This is a genomic window from Neobacillus sp. B24 (genome assembly GCF_055381825.1).
Genome location: NZ_AP035777.1, coordinates 2254648 through 2272695, shown reverse-complemented (window position 1 = coordinate 2272695; position 18048 = coordinate 2254648). Strand labels below are relative to the sequence as shown.

The 18048-nt window shown below is 42.1% G+C and carries 16 protein-coding genes and 1 other annotated feature; of the genes, 8 read left to right on the top strand and 8 right to left on the bottom strand.

Going from position 1 to position 18048, the window contains the following annotated elements:
* Positions 1-2: 2 nt before the first annotated feature.
* A complete protein-coding gene (locus ACZ43M_RS11235) occupies positions 3-791 on the bottom strand; it encodes an SGNH/GDSL hydrolase family protein (RefSeq protein ID WP_464507489.1) in 789 nt (262 codons plus the stop codon).
* 251 nt (positions 792-1042) lie between these two features.
* Between ACZ43M_RS11235 and ACZ43M_RS11230 the strand changes: the two genes are divergently transcribed.
* Positions 1043-1891, top strand: a complete 849-nt coding sequence (locus tag ACZ43M_RS11230) for a DegV family protein (protein ID WP_464507488.1) — start codon at positions 1043-1045, stop codon at positions 1889-1891.
* 47 nt (positions 1892-1938) lie between these two features.
* On the opposite strand, the gene hmpA is transcribed toward ACZ43M_RS11230, so the two are convergent.
* The gene (gene hmpA / locus ACZ43M_RS11225) at positions 1939-3150 is read right to left on the bottom strand and encodes an NO-inducible flavohemoprotein (RefSeq protein ID WP_464507487.1); all 1212 of its coding nucleotides are present in this window, start codon (positions 3148-3150) and stop codon (positions 1939-1941) included.
* Between the two features lie 203 nt (positions 3151-3353).
* Here hmpA and ACZ43M_RS11220 point away from each other — a divergent pair, with 203 nt between their 5' ends.
* Complete coding sequence (locus ACZ43M_RS11220) at positions 3354-3941, top strand: YdcF family protein (protein ID WP_464507486.1); 588 nt, start codon at positions 3354-3356, stop codon at positions 3939-3941.
* 34 nt (positions 3942-3975) lie between these two features.
* Here ACZ43M_RS11220 and ACZ43M_RS11215 read toward each other — a convergent pair whose 3' ends face one another.
* Both ACZ43M_RS11215 and proS read right to left on the bottom strand, forming a co-directional pair.
* Positions 3976-4536, bottom strand: a complete 561-nt coding sequence (locus ACZ43M_RS11215) for a GNAT family N-acetyltransferase (protein WP_464507485.1) — start codon at positions 4534-4536, stop codon at positions 3976-3978.
* Positions 4537-4769: 233 nt separating this feature from the next.
* Positions 4770-6200, bottom strand: coding sequence for a proline--tRNA ligase (gene proS / locus ACZ43M_RS11210; protein WP_464507484.1), 1431 nt, complete (start codon positions 6198-6200; stop codon positions 4770-4772).
* 173 nt (positions 6201-6373) lie between these two features.
* Positions 6374-6590 (bottom strand) — a binding site (T-box leader).
* A gap of 167 nt (positions 6591-6757) precedes the next feature.
* On the opposite strand from proS, the gene ACZ43M_RS11205 reads away from it, so the two are divergent.
* The 6 genes from ACZ43M_RS11205 to ACZ43M_RS11180 all read left to right on the top strand — a co-directional run bounded on the left by ACZ43M_RS11205 (position 6758) and on the right by ACZ43M_RS11180 (position 14184).
* Positions 6758-6892 carry a hypothetical protein gene (locus tag ACZ43M_RS11205; protein ID WP_464507483.1) on the top strand — a complete coding sequence of 45 codons (135 nt, stop codon included), beginning with the start codon at positions 6758-6760 and terminating at the stop codon, positions 6890-6892.
* 91 nt (positions 6893-6983) lie between these two features.
* Positions 6984-7874 (top strand): cupredoxin domain-containing protein, encoded by an 891-nt coding sequence (locus tag ACZ43M_RS11200; protein WP_464507482.1) that lies wholly within the window; start codon positions 6984-6986, stop codon positions 7872-7874.
* A gap of 111 nt (positions 7875-7985) precedes the next feature.
* Entirely contained in the window at positions 7986-8168 is a 183-nt protein-coding gene (locus tag ACZ43M_RS11195) for a hypothetical protein (RefSeq protein WP_464507481.1), read from the top strand.
* 125 nt (positions 8169-8293) lie between these two features.
* On the top strand, positions 8294-8776 hold the full coding sequence (locus tag ACZ43M_RS11190; protein WP_464507480.1) for a MarR family winged helix-turn-helix transcriptional regulator: 483 nt from the start codon (positions 8294-8296) through the stop codon (positions 8774-8776).
* Positions 8760-11873 (top strand): MMPL family transporter, encoded by a 3114-nt coding sequence (locus ACZ43M_RS11185; RefSeq protein WP_464507479.1) that lies wholly within the window; start codon positions 8760-8762, stop codon positions 11871-11873. The genes ACZ43M_RS11190 and ACZ43M_RS11185 overlap by 17 nt, the downstream gene beginning before the upstream one ends.
* Before the next feature lie 853 nt (positions 11874-12726).
* Positions 12727-14184, top strand: a complete 1458-nt coding sequence (locus tag ACZ43M_RS11180; protein WP_464507478.1) for an alanine/glycine:cation symporter family protein — start codon at positions 12727-12729, stop codon at positions 14182-14184.
* Positions 14185-14239: 55 nt separating this feature from the next.
* Here ACZ43M_RS11180 and ACZ43M_RS11175 read toward each other — a convergent pair whose 3' ends face one another.
* Genes ACZ43M_RS11175 through ACZ43M_RS11160 form a run of 4 tightly spaced genes read right to left on the bottom strand, consistent with a single transcriptional unit; the run spans position 14240 to position 18040 of the window.
* Complete coding sequence (locus tag ACZ43M_RS11175; RefSeq protein ID WP_464507477.1) at positions 14240-15013, bottom strand: serine hydrolase; 774 nt, start codon at positions 15011-15013, stop codon at positions 14240-14242.
* Between the two features lie 3 nt (positions 15014-15016).
* The gene (locus ACZ43M_RS11170; protein WP_464507476.1) at positions 15017-16030 is read right to left on the bottom strand and encodes an ABC transporter ATP-binding protein; all 1014 of its coding nucleotides are present in this window, start codon (positions 16028-16030) and stop codon (positions 15017-15019) included.
* 2 nt (positions 16031-16032) lie between these two features.
* Positions 16033-16947: a C40 family peptidase gene (locus ACZ43M_RS11165; protein WP_464507475.1), complete on the bottom strand. Its 915-nt coding sequence runs from the start codon at positions 16945-16947 to the stop codon at positions 16033-16035.
* Positions 16940-18040, bottom strand: coding sequence for a dipeptide epimerase (locus tag ACZ43M_RS11160; protein ID WP_464508007.1), 1101 nt, complete (start codon positions 18038-18040; stop codon positions 16940-16942). The genes ACZ43M_RS11165 and ACZ43M_RS11160 overlap by 8 nt, the downstream gene beginning before the upstream one ends.
* Positions 18041-18048 lie beyond the last annotated feature (8 nt).

Genomic DNA, 18048 nt, shown 5'->3' with positions numbered 1-18048 from the left:
CCTCACCAAGTAATTAATGAGGCAACCCGTTCCGCAATTAACCGGTACCCTTTTGTATTTGGATGAAACTTGTCAGAATACAAATAATCGTTGACCTTTAACTCAAACAAGTCAAATGTTGGAACAAAGACGATTTTCGGATATGCTGCGCTTACCTCCGCACTTTGATAATTCCATTGCCGGACTACCTTGGACATCTCTTTTCCTTCTCCCAGTTCAATAAACGGGTTATAGAGACCAATAAAAAATACGTTGGCATGTTGATTGTTTTTCCTGATTCTTTCAAAAATAAACTTTAAATTATCGAGATATTTGGTTTGTATCCCGGTCAGGTCTTCCTTGTTAAAATTAATAATACCTTGTCCGCTCCGAAACAAATCGTTCCCGCCAATTGTGACTAAAACCACGTCAGCCTTTTGAATTTGCCGCCCGACCTCAGTCTGCTGAACCTGTTCCCGCAATTGATCCGAACGCTGGCCATTGATGCCAAGGTTTGTCAGCTGCACAGGCTGTTTTGTTTTTTCCTTTAGTTCATCAACTAAAACGCCGACATAACCTTTGCCCGTTTCATCACCAGTCCCTCGGGTCAGTGAGTCACCTATTGCCACAATTGTTAATCCCTTTTTGTTATCAGTCTTTTCCGGACTTTGCTCACTAGCCGACGGCAGTTTATCCGGTTTTCCGGCATAGTATTCATTGACCGACAAGCCAAGTCCAATTAGCCACATCAGGCAAAATAAAGCCGCAATTATAGTAAAAAAGCGAACCATGTTTCTACTCAAAGTGCTCATTCCTTTCCGGCCAATATCTTACCTTCATTAAATCACAGTTCGATACTAGAATAAAATTTTAGTAATAAAAAATTTCTGCGATAAACATGACATTTGTTTATTGACCAAGTTTTGCCCTTCCAGTATTGTTTACTTGGTTATATACCTGAATATCCTCTATTCTATGATTTAGTCCAAAAAATGCTTTAATAAAGTCATACATGTAGCGGGTAAAACTATAAATAAGGTGCATTCTCAGGAGGAGAAATGAAATGAACCCGGCTAAAATTGCTTGGATTACAGACACAACATCATCGCTTAGCGAGGAATTTATCGCGGAGCATCAAATCCATGTCATTCCCCTGCACGTTGTGATTAATGATGAATTTTACAAAGAAACCATTGATATTACCCAGGAAGTTTTTTATGAAAGAATGAAAACAGAACAAGGAAAATTCCAGTCATCCCAGCCTTCACTTAGTGATTTTGTTGAACTATATGAAAAATTAAAGGAAGACTATGACTATGGGGTTGCGATTCATGCCTCCAGCATCTTGACGGGAACATACCAGACTTCTGTCCTGGCTGCGGAAATGGCAGGCTTTAAGCTATTTGCTATTGATTCTCGTACCGGTTCCTATCCACTTGGTTTTTTAATAAAAAAAGGCATGGGGCTAATTGAGCAGGGAGTTGAAATGGACGAATTAGTCCACCACCTGAATGGTCTGCGCGATAATACCCGTCTATACTTAGTCCCTTCCAATCTCGACCAGCTTCACAAAAGCGGCCGTGTATCTGGAGGGCAGAAGATTTTGGCATCACTGTTAAATATTAAACCGATCCTATCGATTGAGGAAGGAACTGCCAAAATCAAGGACAAAGTCCGGTCCGAAAAAAAAGCACTATCCTGGCTCGTCAATCGCTTACTAGATGATTTAGACACACATAAAATAACGAAAGCAGTCATCCTTCATGCACACGAACAGGAAAAGGCTATTACGTTTGAAAAATATATAAATGAACAATTTCCCGAGTTAGAGACCGAAGTTATGATGCTAATCACCGTTGCCGGCGTGCATACGGGGGTTGGAACACTTGGACTTTCGTGGGTTTGTGAATAATAAAAGAACCCGATTCCGCAATAGTAGTGGAATCGGGTTCTCTTTTTTTAAACTAAACTAGCTTTTGGACCGAAAAATTCAAAATGAATTCTTTCTTCATTGACACCCAGTTCTTGAAGGAAGCTGTTTATGGCTTTCATGAATGGAACTGGACCGCAGAAATAAAAATCGGCATCTTCAATGGAAACTTTCTCTTTCAACCATTCACAGGTAATATACCCTTCTACATCAAAACGATGGTGTTTGCGGTCTTCTTCCGTCGGTGAATCGTAGAATAAGGAAGATGTCACATTTTCAAGCTGTGCCAACTCCTCAACCTCAGTTCTAAGGGCATGGACATTGCTATTTTGGGCGGCATGAACAAAAGTAACCTTCCGCTCTGGCTGAACTTCAACCACGGTTTTTAGCATACTAAACATTGGTGTCAAGCCAACACCTCCGCTCAACAGAACAACAGGGTTCTCTTGAGCGGTATCAAGCACAAAATCACCTGCTGGCGCACTCACCATAAGCAGTTCGCCTTCTTCTACACCTTCATGAAGGTAATTGGACACAACCCCATCTGGATTAGGATTACCGCCTTCACGCTTGACACTGATTCGATAATAGTCCTTGCCAGGTGCATCGGATAGACTGTATTGGCGGATATGGGTAAATTTTTCGCCTTCAATTTCAAGTTTGATACTAATATATTGTCCCGGTTTAAAGCTGGCAATCTTTTTACCATCAGTCGGTTTTAAATAAAAGGATGTAATAACATCACTTTCCTTTACTTTACGAGCTACCACAAAGGGGCGGAAACCATCCCAGCCGCCTTGTTGTGTTTCGGCTTCCTGATACATCTCGGCTTCGACACTGATAAAGGCATCTGCGATGACACCATAGGCCTGCGCCCAAGCATCAATGATCTCATCTGTTGCAGCATCCCCCAACACTTCTTTAATTGCCAGCAGCAAATGTTTGCCGACAATTGGATAATGCTCCGGCTTGATCCCAAGACTTCTATGCTTATGCGCAATTTGTTTTACGACTGGGAGGATGGCCTCCAAATTATCAATATACATTGCCGCAGAATATACGGTGCCTGCTAAGGCCTTTTGCTGCCGGCCTTGTTTTTGGTTGGCATGATTAAAAATATTCAATAATTCTGGATGGTTTCCAAACATGAGCTGATAAAATTTTGTCGTAATTTTTTCACCATGTTCCTCCAGTACCGGAACAGTTGATTTAATAATATCAATTGTTTTTTGACTTAACACTTTTAACACTCCTCTGGTTTCCACTATTTACACAGTGATTATATGACAACCAGCACAGTGATTTAGTGATTTAAATCACACATTGTTATTTTTGAATAATTCGAACTAGGACACAGGACACTTTTCCCATCTGTTTCTTGGCATTATGCTGGAAATTATTTATATGATAGCTTACTATAAAAGAAAAAAAGACTAGGAGAAACATGAAACGTAAGAAGAGAAATTTAGTTATTTTTTTCTGTTTTTTAGTATTGGGGATTATTTATGTTGGTTTATTGCAATTTAAAATTAGTGAATCCATCAAGTTGGAGACACCAAAGAACGCCGATTATTTAATCGTTTTGGGTGCGAAAGTAAATGGCACCGTTCCGTCGTTGGCACTTGACCGCAGAATTGATGCCGCAGCGGAGTATCTTAAAGATAATCCTAATACGGTCGTCATTGCATCGGGTGGCAAAGGCCGCGGCGAAGACATTTCCGAAGCAGAATGTATTAAGCGAGAGTTAATTGACCAAGGCATCAGTGAGTCGCGGATAATGTTGGAGGATCAATCCACAGACACGTCTGAAAATGTCCGTTTTTCTAAAAAGCTAATTCCGGCTGATTCCAGCAATGGCGTGATTGTAACCAATACCTTTCATCTGTACAGGGCTGTCAGCATCGCCAGCGATCAAGGGCTAGAGGCCTCGGGACTTCCCGCGGAAACACCAAGATCAGCAGTGGTGAAGTCTTACGGGCGAGAATATTTGGCGATTTCCAAATTTTATTTAGAAAGATATATTCTCGATTAAATGAAAACTCGGCCTTCTATAGGCCGAGTTCTTTCTATTTTGTCTTGGCGTAAACGCAAGTATCTCTTACATCTTTGCCGTCCCCGGACAAACCATCATTTTTCAAAATCCCCTCAAGTGGAAACCCGAGACGTTCCGCTACCGCTTTACTTCTGTTATTTTTTGAATCACAGCGAATCTCTACCCGCTTTGCGTTCAGTTCTGTAAAGGCAAAATTGGTTATAGCTGCTACAGCTTCCGTTATGTACCCCTTCCCAGCATGCCGGGTGTCAATCCAATAGCCGATTTCAAACTTCGGTATATCCCAATTTATTCGATGCAGGCCAGACGAACCGATAAACTCTCCTGTTTCCTTATTAAAAATATGCAATCTCAGGTCTTCCCTAATCAAAAACTTGGCGTGAGCTTCACGCATGTTCGCTTCAACATCATCCTCTGTTTGCTCCCGATGAGCCCATGGCATCCATGGTTTCAGTTCCACCATTGACGCCTGCATCGCCTGAAAAGCAGCTTTTCCGTCGCCTGGCATCGGCTTACGGATTAACAGTCTTTCTGTAATAAACTCGTCTGGAAACTCTTTTAGTATTGGTTTCATTATGTCGTCCTCTCCCCCCAAGATTTATATATTCGTCTTTTATAGTAGAAATCCTTTGTAAAAACCGCGTTCGCGGATATTTTGTCGTTTTGGCGGATATATTGATTTTTTCGCGGATATATTCAATTTTTCGCGGATATATCGAATTTTTCGCAGATATCCACCAATTTTTCGCGGATATAATCCTCTGCAGCCAAAAAAAGGACTCTTCCACCCCGGAAGAGCCCGTAAAATTAATAGGCTTTTGCCCAATACACCATTGTATCGGCGTCTTTACCGCAGCAAACGCACTTATCAGAGATTTTTTCCTGTTCAAATGGAATACATCGGGAAGTTGCCCCTGTATCTTCTTTGATTTTCTCCTCGCAAGCAAGCTCGCCGCACCACATTGCTTTAATAAACCCTGGTTTTGCCTCAAGACTGTTCTTTAACTCATCAAGCGTCACCGCAACTGAAGTTCTTTCTTCGCGGTGCTTCAACGCCTTATTGTATAGATTAGACTGGATTTCATCCAGTAACGCAACAAGCTTCTCCTCTAATTGATCCATTGGCACAATCACTTTTTCCAAAGTATCACGGCGCACCAAGACAACCTGCTTGTTCTCAATATCTTTTGGTCCGACTTCAAGACGAACTGGAATACCCTTCATTTCATACTCGTTGAATTTCCAGCCTGGCTTCTTGTCACTGGCATCGATATCAACGCGGGCGACCTTCGCAAGTGATGCTTTCAAGTCGTAAGCAAAATCAAGCACGCCTTCTTTATGCTGGGCGATTGGAACAATCATGACTTGAGTTGGTGCTGCTTTTGGCGGAATCACCAAGCCGCGGTCATCGCCATGCACCATGATTAAGGCACCAATAACACGGGTTGTGAAGCCCCATGATGTTTGATGAACATACTGGAGTTTACCTTCTTTATCGGTATACTGGATGCCAAATGCCTCGGCAAAGCCCGTTCCAAAGTGATGGGAAGTACCGGACTGCAGGGCTTTACCGTCGTGCATTAAGCTTTCAACTGTAAACGTTGCTTTTGCCCCGGCAAATTTTTCTTTTTCCGTTTTCTGGCCTTTTACAACTGGAATCGCTAGAATACCTTCAAGAACTTCGGCATACACATTCAGCATTTTGATGGTTTCTTCCATTGCATCCTCATCCGTCGCATGCGCGGTGTGTCCTTCCTGCCATAAAAACTCCAAGGTCCGTAAGAATGGACGGGTTGTTTTTTCCCATCGGACAACGTTAGCCCATTGGTTATACAGCTTTGGCAGGTCGCGGTAAGAATGAATGATATTGCTATAATGCTCACAGAATAGGACTTCTGATGTTGGACGGACAACCAATCGCTCCGTCAATTCTTCAGAACCGCCATGTGTTACCCATGCGACTTCAGGAGCAAATCCTTCTACGTGGTCCTTCTCCTTTTGCAGCAAGCTCTCAGGGATAAATAAAGGCATATAGACATTTTCATGTCCAGTTTCTTTAATGCGGCGGTCCAATTCATTTTTGATATTATCCCAAAGCGCATAGCCGTATGGGCGGATGATCATCGACCCGCGTACGCTTGAATAATCAATTAGATCTGCTTTCGTTACGACGTCTGTATACCACTGCGCGAAATCATCATCCATCGCAGTAATATCTTTTACAAATTCCTTAGCCATTTTGACACCTCATTGTTAATAATAATTATATCCAGCTCCAGCGCCTAGGGGCTCGGGGTCATAAGCCAATCCGTCAAGAAGGCTAAAAAGCAGCCTTCTCGCCGGCTCGTCTTATGCCTGTCGCCCCTGGGCAAGGCGCCTCCGCTTTTAAATATAAAAAGGCCTTGATCCTAAAAAGGGACCAAGGCCTGGCGGTACCACCCTAAATTCATAAAGCGTTTGCTTTATACTCTTTCCATGATAACGGATTTTATCCGCGTGTATCTTCAAGTAACATCCGATACAGAACTCGGAGGCAGGTTCTAATGATTGCCTTAAGAAACCTTCCACCAATGGTTCCCTCTCTTGTTAAGACAGATTCAATTTACTAGTCCTCGTCATAGTTTCAAGCTATATTTTTGAAAAAATTATATAGTTATGCAACAGAAAAGTCAATTCCTATCGCGGATTATTTTTCATAATAATGCCAGTCTTAGCAAAATAATATTCTTTCATACTTTAAAGCCTTCGGTAAATCGAGTAAAATGCTAGTTATCAGATAAAGCGGGGTGATTTGCATGGAGGATAAGAAAAAGGATGAACTACAGATTGAAGAAGAGGAAAAGGAATTCCTTTTGGATATAATGAAATTGCAAAACGATACCCTAAAACGTATTTATAAAAAGGCGTTAGAAAACGAAGAGAAAAAATAGTTTCATAAAACGTTCAATTCTTCGCGGAGCAAATGTGTTAATACCCTTTATAATACTCTTATGTTGATAACTCATAAGAGGAGACGTAGGTATGACTATTTTTTTGATTATTTCAGCCTTAATTGTGGCTGCCGCTGCGGGCTATTCTATTTATCTTCTTTATCGTAATAATGCACAATTAGCCAAAACTCCAGCCTTGATGATTTCCATTGCTATTTCTACGATGTCAGGTTTGCTATTCGGGACCATTATCGGAATACTATCTGGCGAAATGTTCCTTGTCGTCGGGATCAGTATGATTATTGGTTTTATTCTTGGCTTTTTGACCGGTCATCCCATTGGACTGCTGGCTATTATCATGAGCTCGATGTTTGGCTTAATTGGCGGAATCATTGGAGCCATTCTTGGTGTCTTTCTTCAATTCATCAATCCTATGATTCTTTTGGGCATATTATTGGGCATATTTATCGTGATTATCGGCCTTGTAATGTTATTTATACTAGCGGAAAGTAGTCACAAATTTGCTGTCAAGACAGAAGAAATGTCGCCGTTTGCGATTATTTCTGGTGGAGTTGTGTTTGCCGCCCTGTTTCTGTTTTTATATAGCAGCGATCTGGTGGATCTTCCTGCAAAAACTGGCGGTTCAGAGGCTCAAGCTTCCCAAACAGCAAGCAGTCAGCCTGCACCCAAGACTGAAATCGACGTAACGGATGAAGCTTCACCAAAGGTGAACATGCTTGTAACCGATAAAGGTTATTCACCTAATGTGATTCGGGTAAAAAAAGGTGTTACCGTTGAGCTTGAAATCCAGAATCCCATTGATAATAGCTGTTTCTCCACCTTCAATATGCCAGATTTTAATATTAACAATGCCAATTTAAAAATAGGCACAACCAAGTTAACCTTTACCCCTGACAAAACTGGTGAATACACCTTTAGCTGCGGCATGAATATGTTTAAAGGCACAGTAATTGTTGAATAATTCTTCCTGACAGGCCATGAACCATGGCTTGTTTTTATTTATGAGATTAAAATTAAAACCATTCTTGTTGAATATGAATGAATTATAATTAAGTTATCTGGAGGTGTTTTCATGAATACTGAAGTTAACACTCCCTCTACGAATAACAACCAGAATAGTGTAAGAGTCAGTAACCAATTAAATTTGACAATTAATCTTGGGGATTCTTTAAACCTGTTAGCTATAATTGCCGGGATTTATTTGGTAAGAAAAATTGCTAAAAGGAAAAAACTGAATGTTTCTAAAGGGCAGTGACCATCACAAGGTCACTGCCTTTTTTATGGACGTTTCTAATTGACTCTATTTTCCATTTGATTTATAGTTAATCACGTGAATAGTTCAACACTTTAACTAATATCAAAAAAACGAGGTGAGACCCAATGAAGGATGCCCTAATTCAAGAATTAATAGATCGATATGTGAATGTTTCCTTTCAGGTACATAAAAAAGCGGAATCCCTTATAAAAGCGGAGCTTAGCAATGACTTAACGAATGACCAGCATTATATTTTAAGTTATATCCATAAGGCTGGCGAGTGTACCTCAACACAACTTGCCGACGCCTTCGATGTCAATAAAAGCGCGATCACTGCCATCATCAACCGGATGGCCGACCGAGGCCTAATCCAACGAACCCGTGATGTAAATGACCGCCGTGTCGTTTATTTAGCGTTAACAGACGATGGCAAGGAACTTTACCAAGCATGCAAGGAAAAAGTTCATCAATTAGTAGAATCTATTATTACCAAATTTGATGAAACCGAAATTACCACATTTATCAATACATATGAAAAACTAGCTCAAATACTGGACAACAAGAAAAAGGAAGAACTGGAGGAAAGCACAATTGAGAACGATCATTAAAGGAAAGTGGATCATTCTGATTGCCTGGATTGCCGTTATTGCCGGCTTATTTATGGCAGCTCCCAATATGGAGAATCTCGTTCGGGAAAAAGGTCAAATTGCCGTTCCCGAGGGCTATTCATCCACCTTGGCACAAAAAATACTTAGTGATGTACAATCAAGCGAAAATAAAGGCACCGACCTGCAAACAGCGCTTGTTTTCCACAGCGATAAAAAGCTGACTGACATAGATTTCGCAGCTGCGGAAAAAGCCATTAACGAACTGGATTCTAACAAAGAAGAGCTTGGCATCACCGATATCCTCACCCATTTTAAACAAAAGGAGTTAGAGGATCAGCTTATTTCCAAGGATGGCAAAACCATTCTTGTATCATTGAAGGTTACTGCCAATGGCCGGGAAGCAAAAGAAATTGTCAAGGACTTAGATAAGGCAGTCGATAATGTAAAACTTCAACACTATTATACTGGCAGCTGGGTGATTGGCGAGGACCTTGTCACCAATTCTCAGGAGGGCTTGAAAAAAACAGAAGGTATTACCGTCGTTTTCATCCTGGCCGTTCTGCTGCTTGTATTTAGGTCGGCAGTCGCACCAATCATCCCATTAGTTACCGTGGGCTTTAGCTACCTGACATCCCAATCTATAGTAGCGATCCTCGTGGATCAGTTTGATTTTCCGTTATCAACGTTCACCCAGATTTTCCTGGTAGCAGTCCTGTTCGGGATTGGAACCGACTATTGCATTTTGCTGCTTAGCCGTTTTAAAGAAGAATTGGCTCATGATGAAAGCGTCACAGAAGCGATTGTCAAAACGTACCGTACTGCTGGTAAAACTGTTTTCTTCAGCGGTGTCGCCGTGCTAATTGGATTTGCGTCTATCGGTCTATCAACCTTCCAACTATATAAGTCGGCTGCTGCTGTTGCCGTTGGCGTAGCAATTCTTTTGTTTGCTCTCGTTACAGTTGTTCCATTTTTCATGGCGGTGCTTGGCAAGAAATTGTTCTGGCCGTCCAAAGGCAAGCTTGAACATGCCGATAGTAAAATTTGGGGTGTGATGGGAAGCTTCGCGTTAAAGCGCCCACTCATCGCGTTTATTCTAGTTGTCATAATTGCTGTTCCATTCTTGTTCACCTACAAGGATCAATTATCTTTTAACTCTCTGGAAGAGATCAGTGATGACTATGCTTCCATTAAAGGCTTTAATATTATCTCCGATGCATTTGGTCCCGGAGAATCGATGCCGACGCAAATTGTCATTAAAAACGATGACAAAATGAATAGTGCAGATTATGTAGCGATAACCGAAAATATCAGTCAAGAGTTGAAAAAAGTGGAGGATGTCAAAACCGTCCGTTCCCTCACCCGCCCGACGGGAAAACCGATTGATGAACTATATATTTCAAAGCAGGTTGAATCTCTAAGCGCCGGACTGGATCAGGGGAATAGCGGAATTAAACAAATCAGTGATGGGCTTGCCGATGCCAGCAGCCAAATGGCGGCCAATCAGCCGAAAATGGAACAGGCAACAGATGGAATTGATCAATTAATCAAAGGTATAACAGAAATCAAAACGAATTTGACGAAAGTTCAGGGCGGACTCTCGACTATTGAGAAAGGCTTAAAAGATAGTTCACTAGGAACTACTGAAATTAGAAAGGGCTTCGCTGAAATTAAATCCAATTCAGCTAAGGTATTAGAAAAAAGCAAGGAATTACTGGCAGGTTACAGCCAAGCACACGCGGGTATCGGTGAGATTTCAGGTAATCTGGAAAAACTTAACCAAAGCCTTATGGCTTTAGATAAAAACTTCAGCAACTTAGAAACAGACTATCCGCAGGTTGTTGGTAGTCCCGACTACCAAACAATTAAAATGACCATAAAGGGGATTCCTGGTAATCCACAGGCACCAGGTGCCCAATTGGCTACAGCACAGTTAGCAGGAGCATTGAAACAAATAAATGAAGGTCTTACTAGTGCCGATGCAGGGTTTTCACAACTTATTGCCGGTCAACAACAGCTTGTCAACGGTATGGAGCAACTGCTGCCAGGACTTGAAAGGCTGGAACAAGGTCTTTATCAAATGCAAAATGGCCAAAGCGAAATTGTGTCCAATCTGCCTAAATTTACTGACGGTTTAACTGGAATCAATAATGGCCAGCAGGAACTACTTACGGGCTTCCAGACAATTGGAGGTCAAATAACTCAGCTTTCCGACGGCTTAACACAAAGTGCCGAAGGTTTAAACCAGGTTTCAGACGGTTTAGCTTCTGCTCAAGATTACCTTACTGGGGTATCCAAACAAGAGCGAACAGGGTTCTATATTCCTGAAGACATGCTGAATGGCAAGGAATTTGAGCCGGTACTAGACACCTACTTGTCAAAAGATCGTAAAGTGATGACAATCGATGTAGTCTTTAATAGAAACCCATATTCAAATGAAGCAATTGACTCAATACCTGCCATTAAGCAAGCAGTAGAACGTGCAGTAAAAGATACGAAGCTTGAAAATGCCAAGGTTGCGATTGGTGGTGTATCAAGCATGCATAAGGACTTGGATACCATCTCCAAAGGTGATTATACGAGAACGGTTGTCCTTATGCTTACCGGGATTAGTATTATCTTAGTCATTTTGCTACGGTCATTTATTATGCCATTTTATTTGATAGGCTCGTTGATTCTGACCTATTATACAGCGATGTCGATTTCTGAAGTGATTTTCATGAATTGGTTAGGTTATACTGGCATCAGCTGGGCTGTACCATTCTTCGCCTTCGTAATACTGGTCGCACTTGGAATCGACTATAGTATTTTCTTAATGGATCGGTTCAATGAGTTTAGAAACTTGCCTGTTGAACAGGCAATTCACGAATCAATGAAGAAAATGGGCTCAGTTATCATCTCGGCAGCGATTATCCTTGGAGGGACATTCGCGGCAATGATGCCTTCAGGCGTTTTATCATTGCTCCAAATTGCCACGATTCTTTTAATTGGGCTAGCCTTGTATGCATTAGTTGTCCTGCCGCTATTCGTTCCAGTAATGGTAAGGACATTTGGCGATGCAAACTGGTGGCCATTTAGAAGAAACACAGACATAAGGTAATCCCAAAGCGCGCTGAACATGCTGTTAAAGGGTTCACTTTAGAGGTGCATGACCTTGTTTTGGCATAGCAAATGCCCGAGAATTTCAAAACAAAATAACATAGAAAAGAGTGCTTTTTTGAATCAATATGGCACTCTTTTTTAGGATGTTTTAGAAAACTTTGGTGTTTTGAAGTAGTGAATTGGCACGTTTTTTTCCAAGATTTCTTCATTTCGGTAGCCAAGACCCCTTATTGGCGACCGAACTCACTGGATTTTCACCAGTTCGGTAGCCAAGACCCTCGATTGGCGACCGAACTCACTGGGTATTCACCAGTTCGGTAGCCAAGACCCTCTATTGGCGACCGAACTCACTGGATTTTCACCATTTCGGTAGCCAAGACCCTCTATTGGCGACCGAACTCACTGGGTGTTTACTATTTCTGTAGCCAAGACCCTCTATTGGCGACCGAGCTCACTGGATTTTCACCATTTCGGTAGCCAAAGACTCCCCAACTGGCACCGGCTTTGGCATTAAAAATGGCATTTAATTTGACATTAATTTTTCGTTGTACAATTTGTATTGTCCCTTGCTATTAAACTTATTTAATACCCTGTTAATTCTTCTTGAAACACCCTCTAAACCCTTGGTACGACAACAAAAATGGCATACGTCAATTCGTATGCCATTTCGTGTGTCAATTTGTCTTCGTGCACCCTTTAAGTGAACCCTTTAACATGCTGTTCAGCGTGCTTTTTTCCCCCTTCTCCTTTATTATTTTTGTATTATAATATTTTAAAAATAGAGAATATTCTTTATTTAACCATACGTTTGATATATAATAGGAATGATTAAAAGACAAAGGGGGAAACTTATGGAGCAAATCGTTAATTGGCTCAACGATATTATTTGGAGCCAAGCACTCATTTATCTTTGTTTAGGGGTAGGGTTGTTTTACACAATCGCAACTAGATTCCTTCAGGTAGCTCATATGAAGGATATTGTTAAATTGATGTTCAAAGGCGGAAAATCAGAAGCGGGGATTTCTTCCTTTCAGGCATTATCACTCGCTTTATCCGGAAGGGTTGGAACCGGTAATATCGCCGGGGTTGCGACAGCAATTGCGTTTGGGGGCCCTGGTGCCGTGTTCTGGATGTGGGTAATGGCTTTCTTAGGAGCCGCGTCTGCATTCATTGAATCTACATTAGGTCAAGTCTATAAGGTTAAACAAGATGGTCTATTCCGTGGCGGTCCTGCTTTCTACATAGAAAAAGGGCTAAAAATCAAATGGTATGCAGTATTATTTGCTGTTGTAACGGTAATAGCAACAGGTATGCTCTTACCTGGCGTTCAAGCAAACAGCATCGCCTTAAGTGTTGAAAATGCTTTCGGTATTAGCCCTGCGATTACTGGTGCTATTCTAGTAGTTTTACTTGGCGTCATCATTTTCGGCGGTGTAAAGCGGATTGCTCGCGTTGCTGAGTTTGTTGTACCATTTATGGCATTGGGTTATGTTCTAGTTGCACTAATCATTGTAATAATGAACATCTCAGAATTGCCTGGTGTTCTTAAGCTGATCTTCTCAAGTGCATTTGGTGCCGATGCTGCATTTGGTGGTATTTTGGGCGCGGCGATTTCTTGGGGTGTAAAACGTGGAATTTACTCCAACGAGGCTGGTCAAGGTACTGGACCGCACGCTGCCGCTGCCGCTGAGGTATCCCACCCTGCTAAACAAGGGATTGTGCAGGCATTTTCCGTCTATGTAGATACATTATTAGTTTGCTCAGCCACAGCGTTTATGATTATTATTACAGGCATGTACAATGTAACTCCTGATGATAAGCCTGCCATTGTTAACAACTTAGCTGATGTTGAACCTGGCCCTGGGTATACTCAAGCCGCAGTGGAATCCGTATTCCCTGGTTTTGGTGCTCCATTTGTTGCATTATCCTTGTTCTTCTTCGCGTTTACTACCATCATGGCCTACTATTACATGGCAGAAACAAACCTAGCCTATATTAATAGAAAAACCAAACGTCCATGGACAATCCTTGCCCTGAAAGTGATTATTTGCGGAATGACGTTTTACGGTAGCGTGAAAACGGCATCCCTTGCCTGGGCTTTGGGTGACGTTGGTGTAGGAAGTATGGCTTGGCTTAATATTATCGCGATTCTATTACTCACCAAACCTACTTTAAAAGTGCTTCGCGACTATGAAGCACAGCTAAAAGATGGCAAGGACCCTGTATTCGATCCAGTTAAATTAGGCATTAAAGATGCGGATTTCTGGGAGAAAGAATACAATCCGCTTGAATCTGAAAAGACTGGCTGATTAAAGTCAAAAGGACTGACTCCACTAGGGAGCCAGTCCTTTTCTTTTGCTTGATTTATTCGGATAGCAAATAATCATAAATGTGTTTGCCGATTCTGGCAATGGTTTGTCTAGCATAATAAACATCTTCGAGCATATCCGTTAATACTGAAACGTAAGCGGTTTTTCCCTTATATCTAATAATCGCACAGTCATTCTCAACATGCGGTAGACCGCCCGTTTTGTTCCCGATATACATCCTTTCAGGGTCCATCATCGCCGGCAATTTATCCTGAAATTGTTGTGCCCCCATGATCGTTAAGGCAGCCTCTTTGTATTCTTCTGATAAAAAGGTGCTCCCATTCATTACCTTAAGGCATTTCATGATATCGGAAGGACTAGTTACATTATCTAAACCACGTTGTTTAGCTTCAAAGTCCATCATTTTGCGATTTAGTTTAGTAGACTTCATACCTAGACAATCTATCACTTGATTGATATCCTTCATGCCGAGCAAATCTATTATCATATTTGTTGCTACATTATCAGAAACGGTAATCATTAAGGTCATCAGATCTTTTATCGTCAGGGAGGCAAGCGAGGAAAGACTTTGCAGAACCCCAGAACCGCCTGCACTATCTGTAATCACAGTTAATTGATTCAGGTTTAATTTCCCTTCTTCCGCTTGCTTAAGTCCCGCGAGTAAAATCGGAACCTTAATCACACTTGCTGAAGGAAAAACTTCCTCGCTATTGTAATAAAAACATTCATCCCCGATTTCAAGAGCCAAACCGACCCTGCCTCTGAAATCTGCCAGCTCATCTCTAATCTTTGCTTCGAGAGCTTTCATTGATTATCTCGTTGCGGCGACTTGGGAATAATCATGGCCGCCCGTTTTCTTTTTATCATATAAATGGCAAGCGACAAAATGGCTTTCGGCCAATTCCTGCCATGCCGGTTTTTCCATTGCGCATACCTCCATTGCCATCGGACAACGGGTTCTGAATACACAGCCGCTTGGCGGGTTAATCGGGCTCGGCAATTCCCCTTTTAAAATAATCCGTTCCCGCCGGTCCTCTACATCCGGATCCGGAATCGGAATGGCTGACAGCAATGCCTGGGTATAGGGATGGAGCGGATTTTTATAGAGTTCACTGCTTGAAGTCAACTCCACCATGTGACCTAAATACATAACACCAATTCGGTTACTGATTTGTTTCACCATTGAAAGATCGTGGGCAATAAACAAATAGGTCAGCCCTTTTTCTTTCTGCAGGCGCATCAGCAAATTAACAACCTGTGCCTGAACCGATACATCCAAGGCGGAAATTGGCTCATCAGCAATGATGAATTCCGGGTCCAAGGCTAGTGCCCGGGCAATCCCAATCCGCTGTCGCTGCCCCCCGCTGAATTCATGCGGATAGCGATTGGCATGGTCTTTGTTCAAACCAACATCCTCCAGCAGCTGATACACCCGCTGCAGGCGTTCTTGTTTACTCTTAAATAAACCGTGAACCTCCATCGGTTCGGAGATAATTTCTGCTACAGTCGACCTCGGGTTTAACGAAGCGTACGGGTCCTGAAAAATCATCTGCATTTGCCGGTGAAAGGAGAACATTTCTTTATTATTTAGCGTATGGACATCTTTTCCGTTAAAAATGACTTCGCCATCGGTCCGGTCGTATAATCCAATGATGGTCCTTCCTGCCGTCGATTTACCACAGCCAGATTCACCGACAATCCCGAACGTTTCCCCTCTATTAATCTGGAAAGAAACCCCATCAACTGCTTTTAAAACTTCATTTTTGCCCAGGTGGAAATGTTTTTTTAAATTTTTGACCTCTAGAAGCGCTTGTTGATTACTCATATCTATTCCTCCGATTGTAGCCAGTAGCGTCTTGCTGCACATAATTCTTTTTCATAGATTGTCCCAGCAAGAGGGATGATTTCAATAGTCTTACCGGTGTTCGGCGAGTGCATCAGCTTGCCGTCACCGTGGTAAATGCCGACATGATGAATATTCCCTTTCCCTTCTTCATAAGCAAAGAACAATAAATCACCCGGTTTTAATTCGGTGAGTTCTACAGGATTCCCTGATTGTGCTTGGTCATGGGCGTCGCGCGGAATCACATAGCCAGCCGCTTTACACATCGAGTAACTAAAACCAGAGCAATCATAGCCAAAGCTGCTCATCCCGCCCCAAAGGTAAGGAAGCCCAAGGAATCTTTCACCTGCTGATACAATTTCCTGGCCGGTGCCTTTATACCTTGCTGCTAAGGATTCTGAAACATCGACGTCTGCACGTTCCATTACTCCAGTTCCTTCCGGTGTTCTAACGATAACCTGATTATGATCTTCACTTATTAGCGGAAGTACCGTTTGATAGGATAATTCTACCTTTGTATCACTTGTTAATATTGCTTTACGTTTCGTCACAACGGCTACTTTGCCATTATTCAAATCCCAATCTCCGGAGCACTTAACAAGCTGGCATTTAGGAACCCAGCCTGGATAGCCGTGCTCATTTTTCGAGGAAGGCTGTTCGGGGATAAGAATATGGGCCCATTCTTCCTTCTCCTCTAGCAATAATACTTCTTGACCATATAATACTTGAGTTTGCACAAGGTTATCTTCGCATAGTCCCAATCTTGTTTCATAAGTTAGGGCAGATAACCATTTATCGAGATTAACCGGGTTTGAAATACCATCCTGGTCGATTTCCCGCGCTGAATCATAAGACGTCCAAACGGTAGCAACCGGGACATTGACAAGCCATTTATCCAATTTGATTCCCCCCATCGATGTTAATCCCCTTAATGCCAAGACCAGGTTCATTCGGTAAAGTAATGAATCTGCTATTATATTGAATTCCGCCATCGACAATTTCCTTTGCCAGCATTAGCGGTGCATCAAAGTCGTAACGGGTAATATTTTTCTTACTGGCGGCAAAATGCGCAGCGGCGGTAATTCCGAGTTTTGTTTCAATCATGCTGCCAACCATGCATTCTACACCGCATGTTTCGGCTAGCTGATTGATAATCTGTGCCTGATAGATTCCCCCAGCTTTCATCAGCTTGATGTTAATTAAGTCGGCACTTCTTGTTTTTAAAACTTGGAAGGCCTGTTTTGGGGTAAATATGCTTTCATCGGCCATAATCAGGGTATCAACGTGATCTGTTACCTGCTTCAGCCCCTCGATATCGTCAGCTTTAACCGGTTGTTCGACAAGTTCAATCTCAAGCCCGCTATCTTCCATCTTATGAATGGCCGTGATGGCATCTTTGGCGGTCCAGCCTTGATTGGCATCGAGACGAACTTTAATGTCATAGCCTACTCGGTTCCTGATTTCACGAATACGTTCAATATCCGTACCAATGTCATCCTTGCCGACCTTGACCTTCAATACATTAAATCCCTGCTTGACGTAGGAAACCGCATCCTCCCCCATTTCCTCCGGACCGTTGACACTGACGGTAAAATCCGTCTCCAGTTGGTTCATATGCCCGCCAAGGAACTGGTAGAGAGGAAGCTTACAGGCTTGTGCCAGGCAATCATACAAAGCCATGTCGACAGCGGCTTTGGCACTTGAATTACCTACTAGAATAGTTTTCAAGCCTTGAAATAACAGCTCATAGTTTAATAGGCTTTTCTGTATCAAGAAAGGTTTAATAACATGTATGATGGCAGATTCGATGCTTTGCAGGCTGTCACCTGTAATCACAACAGTAGGCGGCGCCTCACCCCAACCAACAATTCCATTATCACAGGTTATTTTTACGATAATCGTCTCCGCTGTTGTCACGGTTCTAAGTGCTGTTTTAAATGGTTTAGTCAGAGGTACTGCAGCTTTAAACGTTTGTATTTTTTCAATCTTCATCATAAATC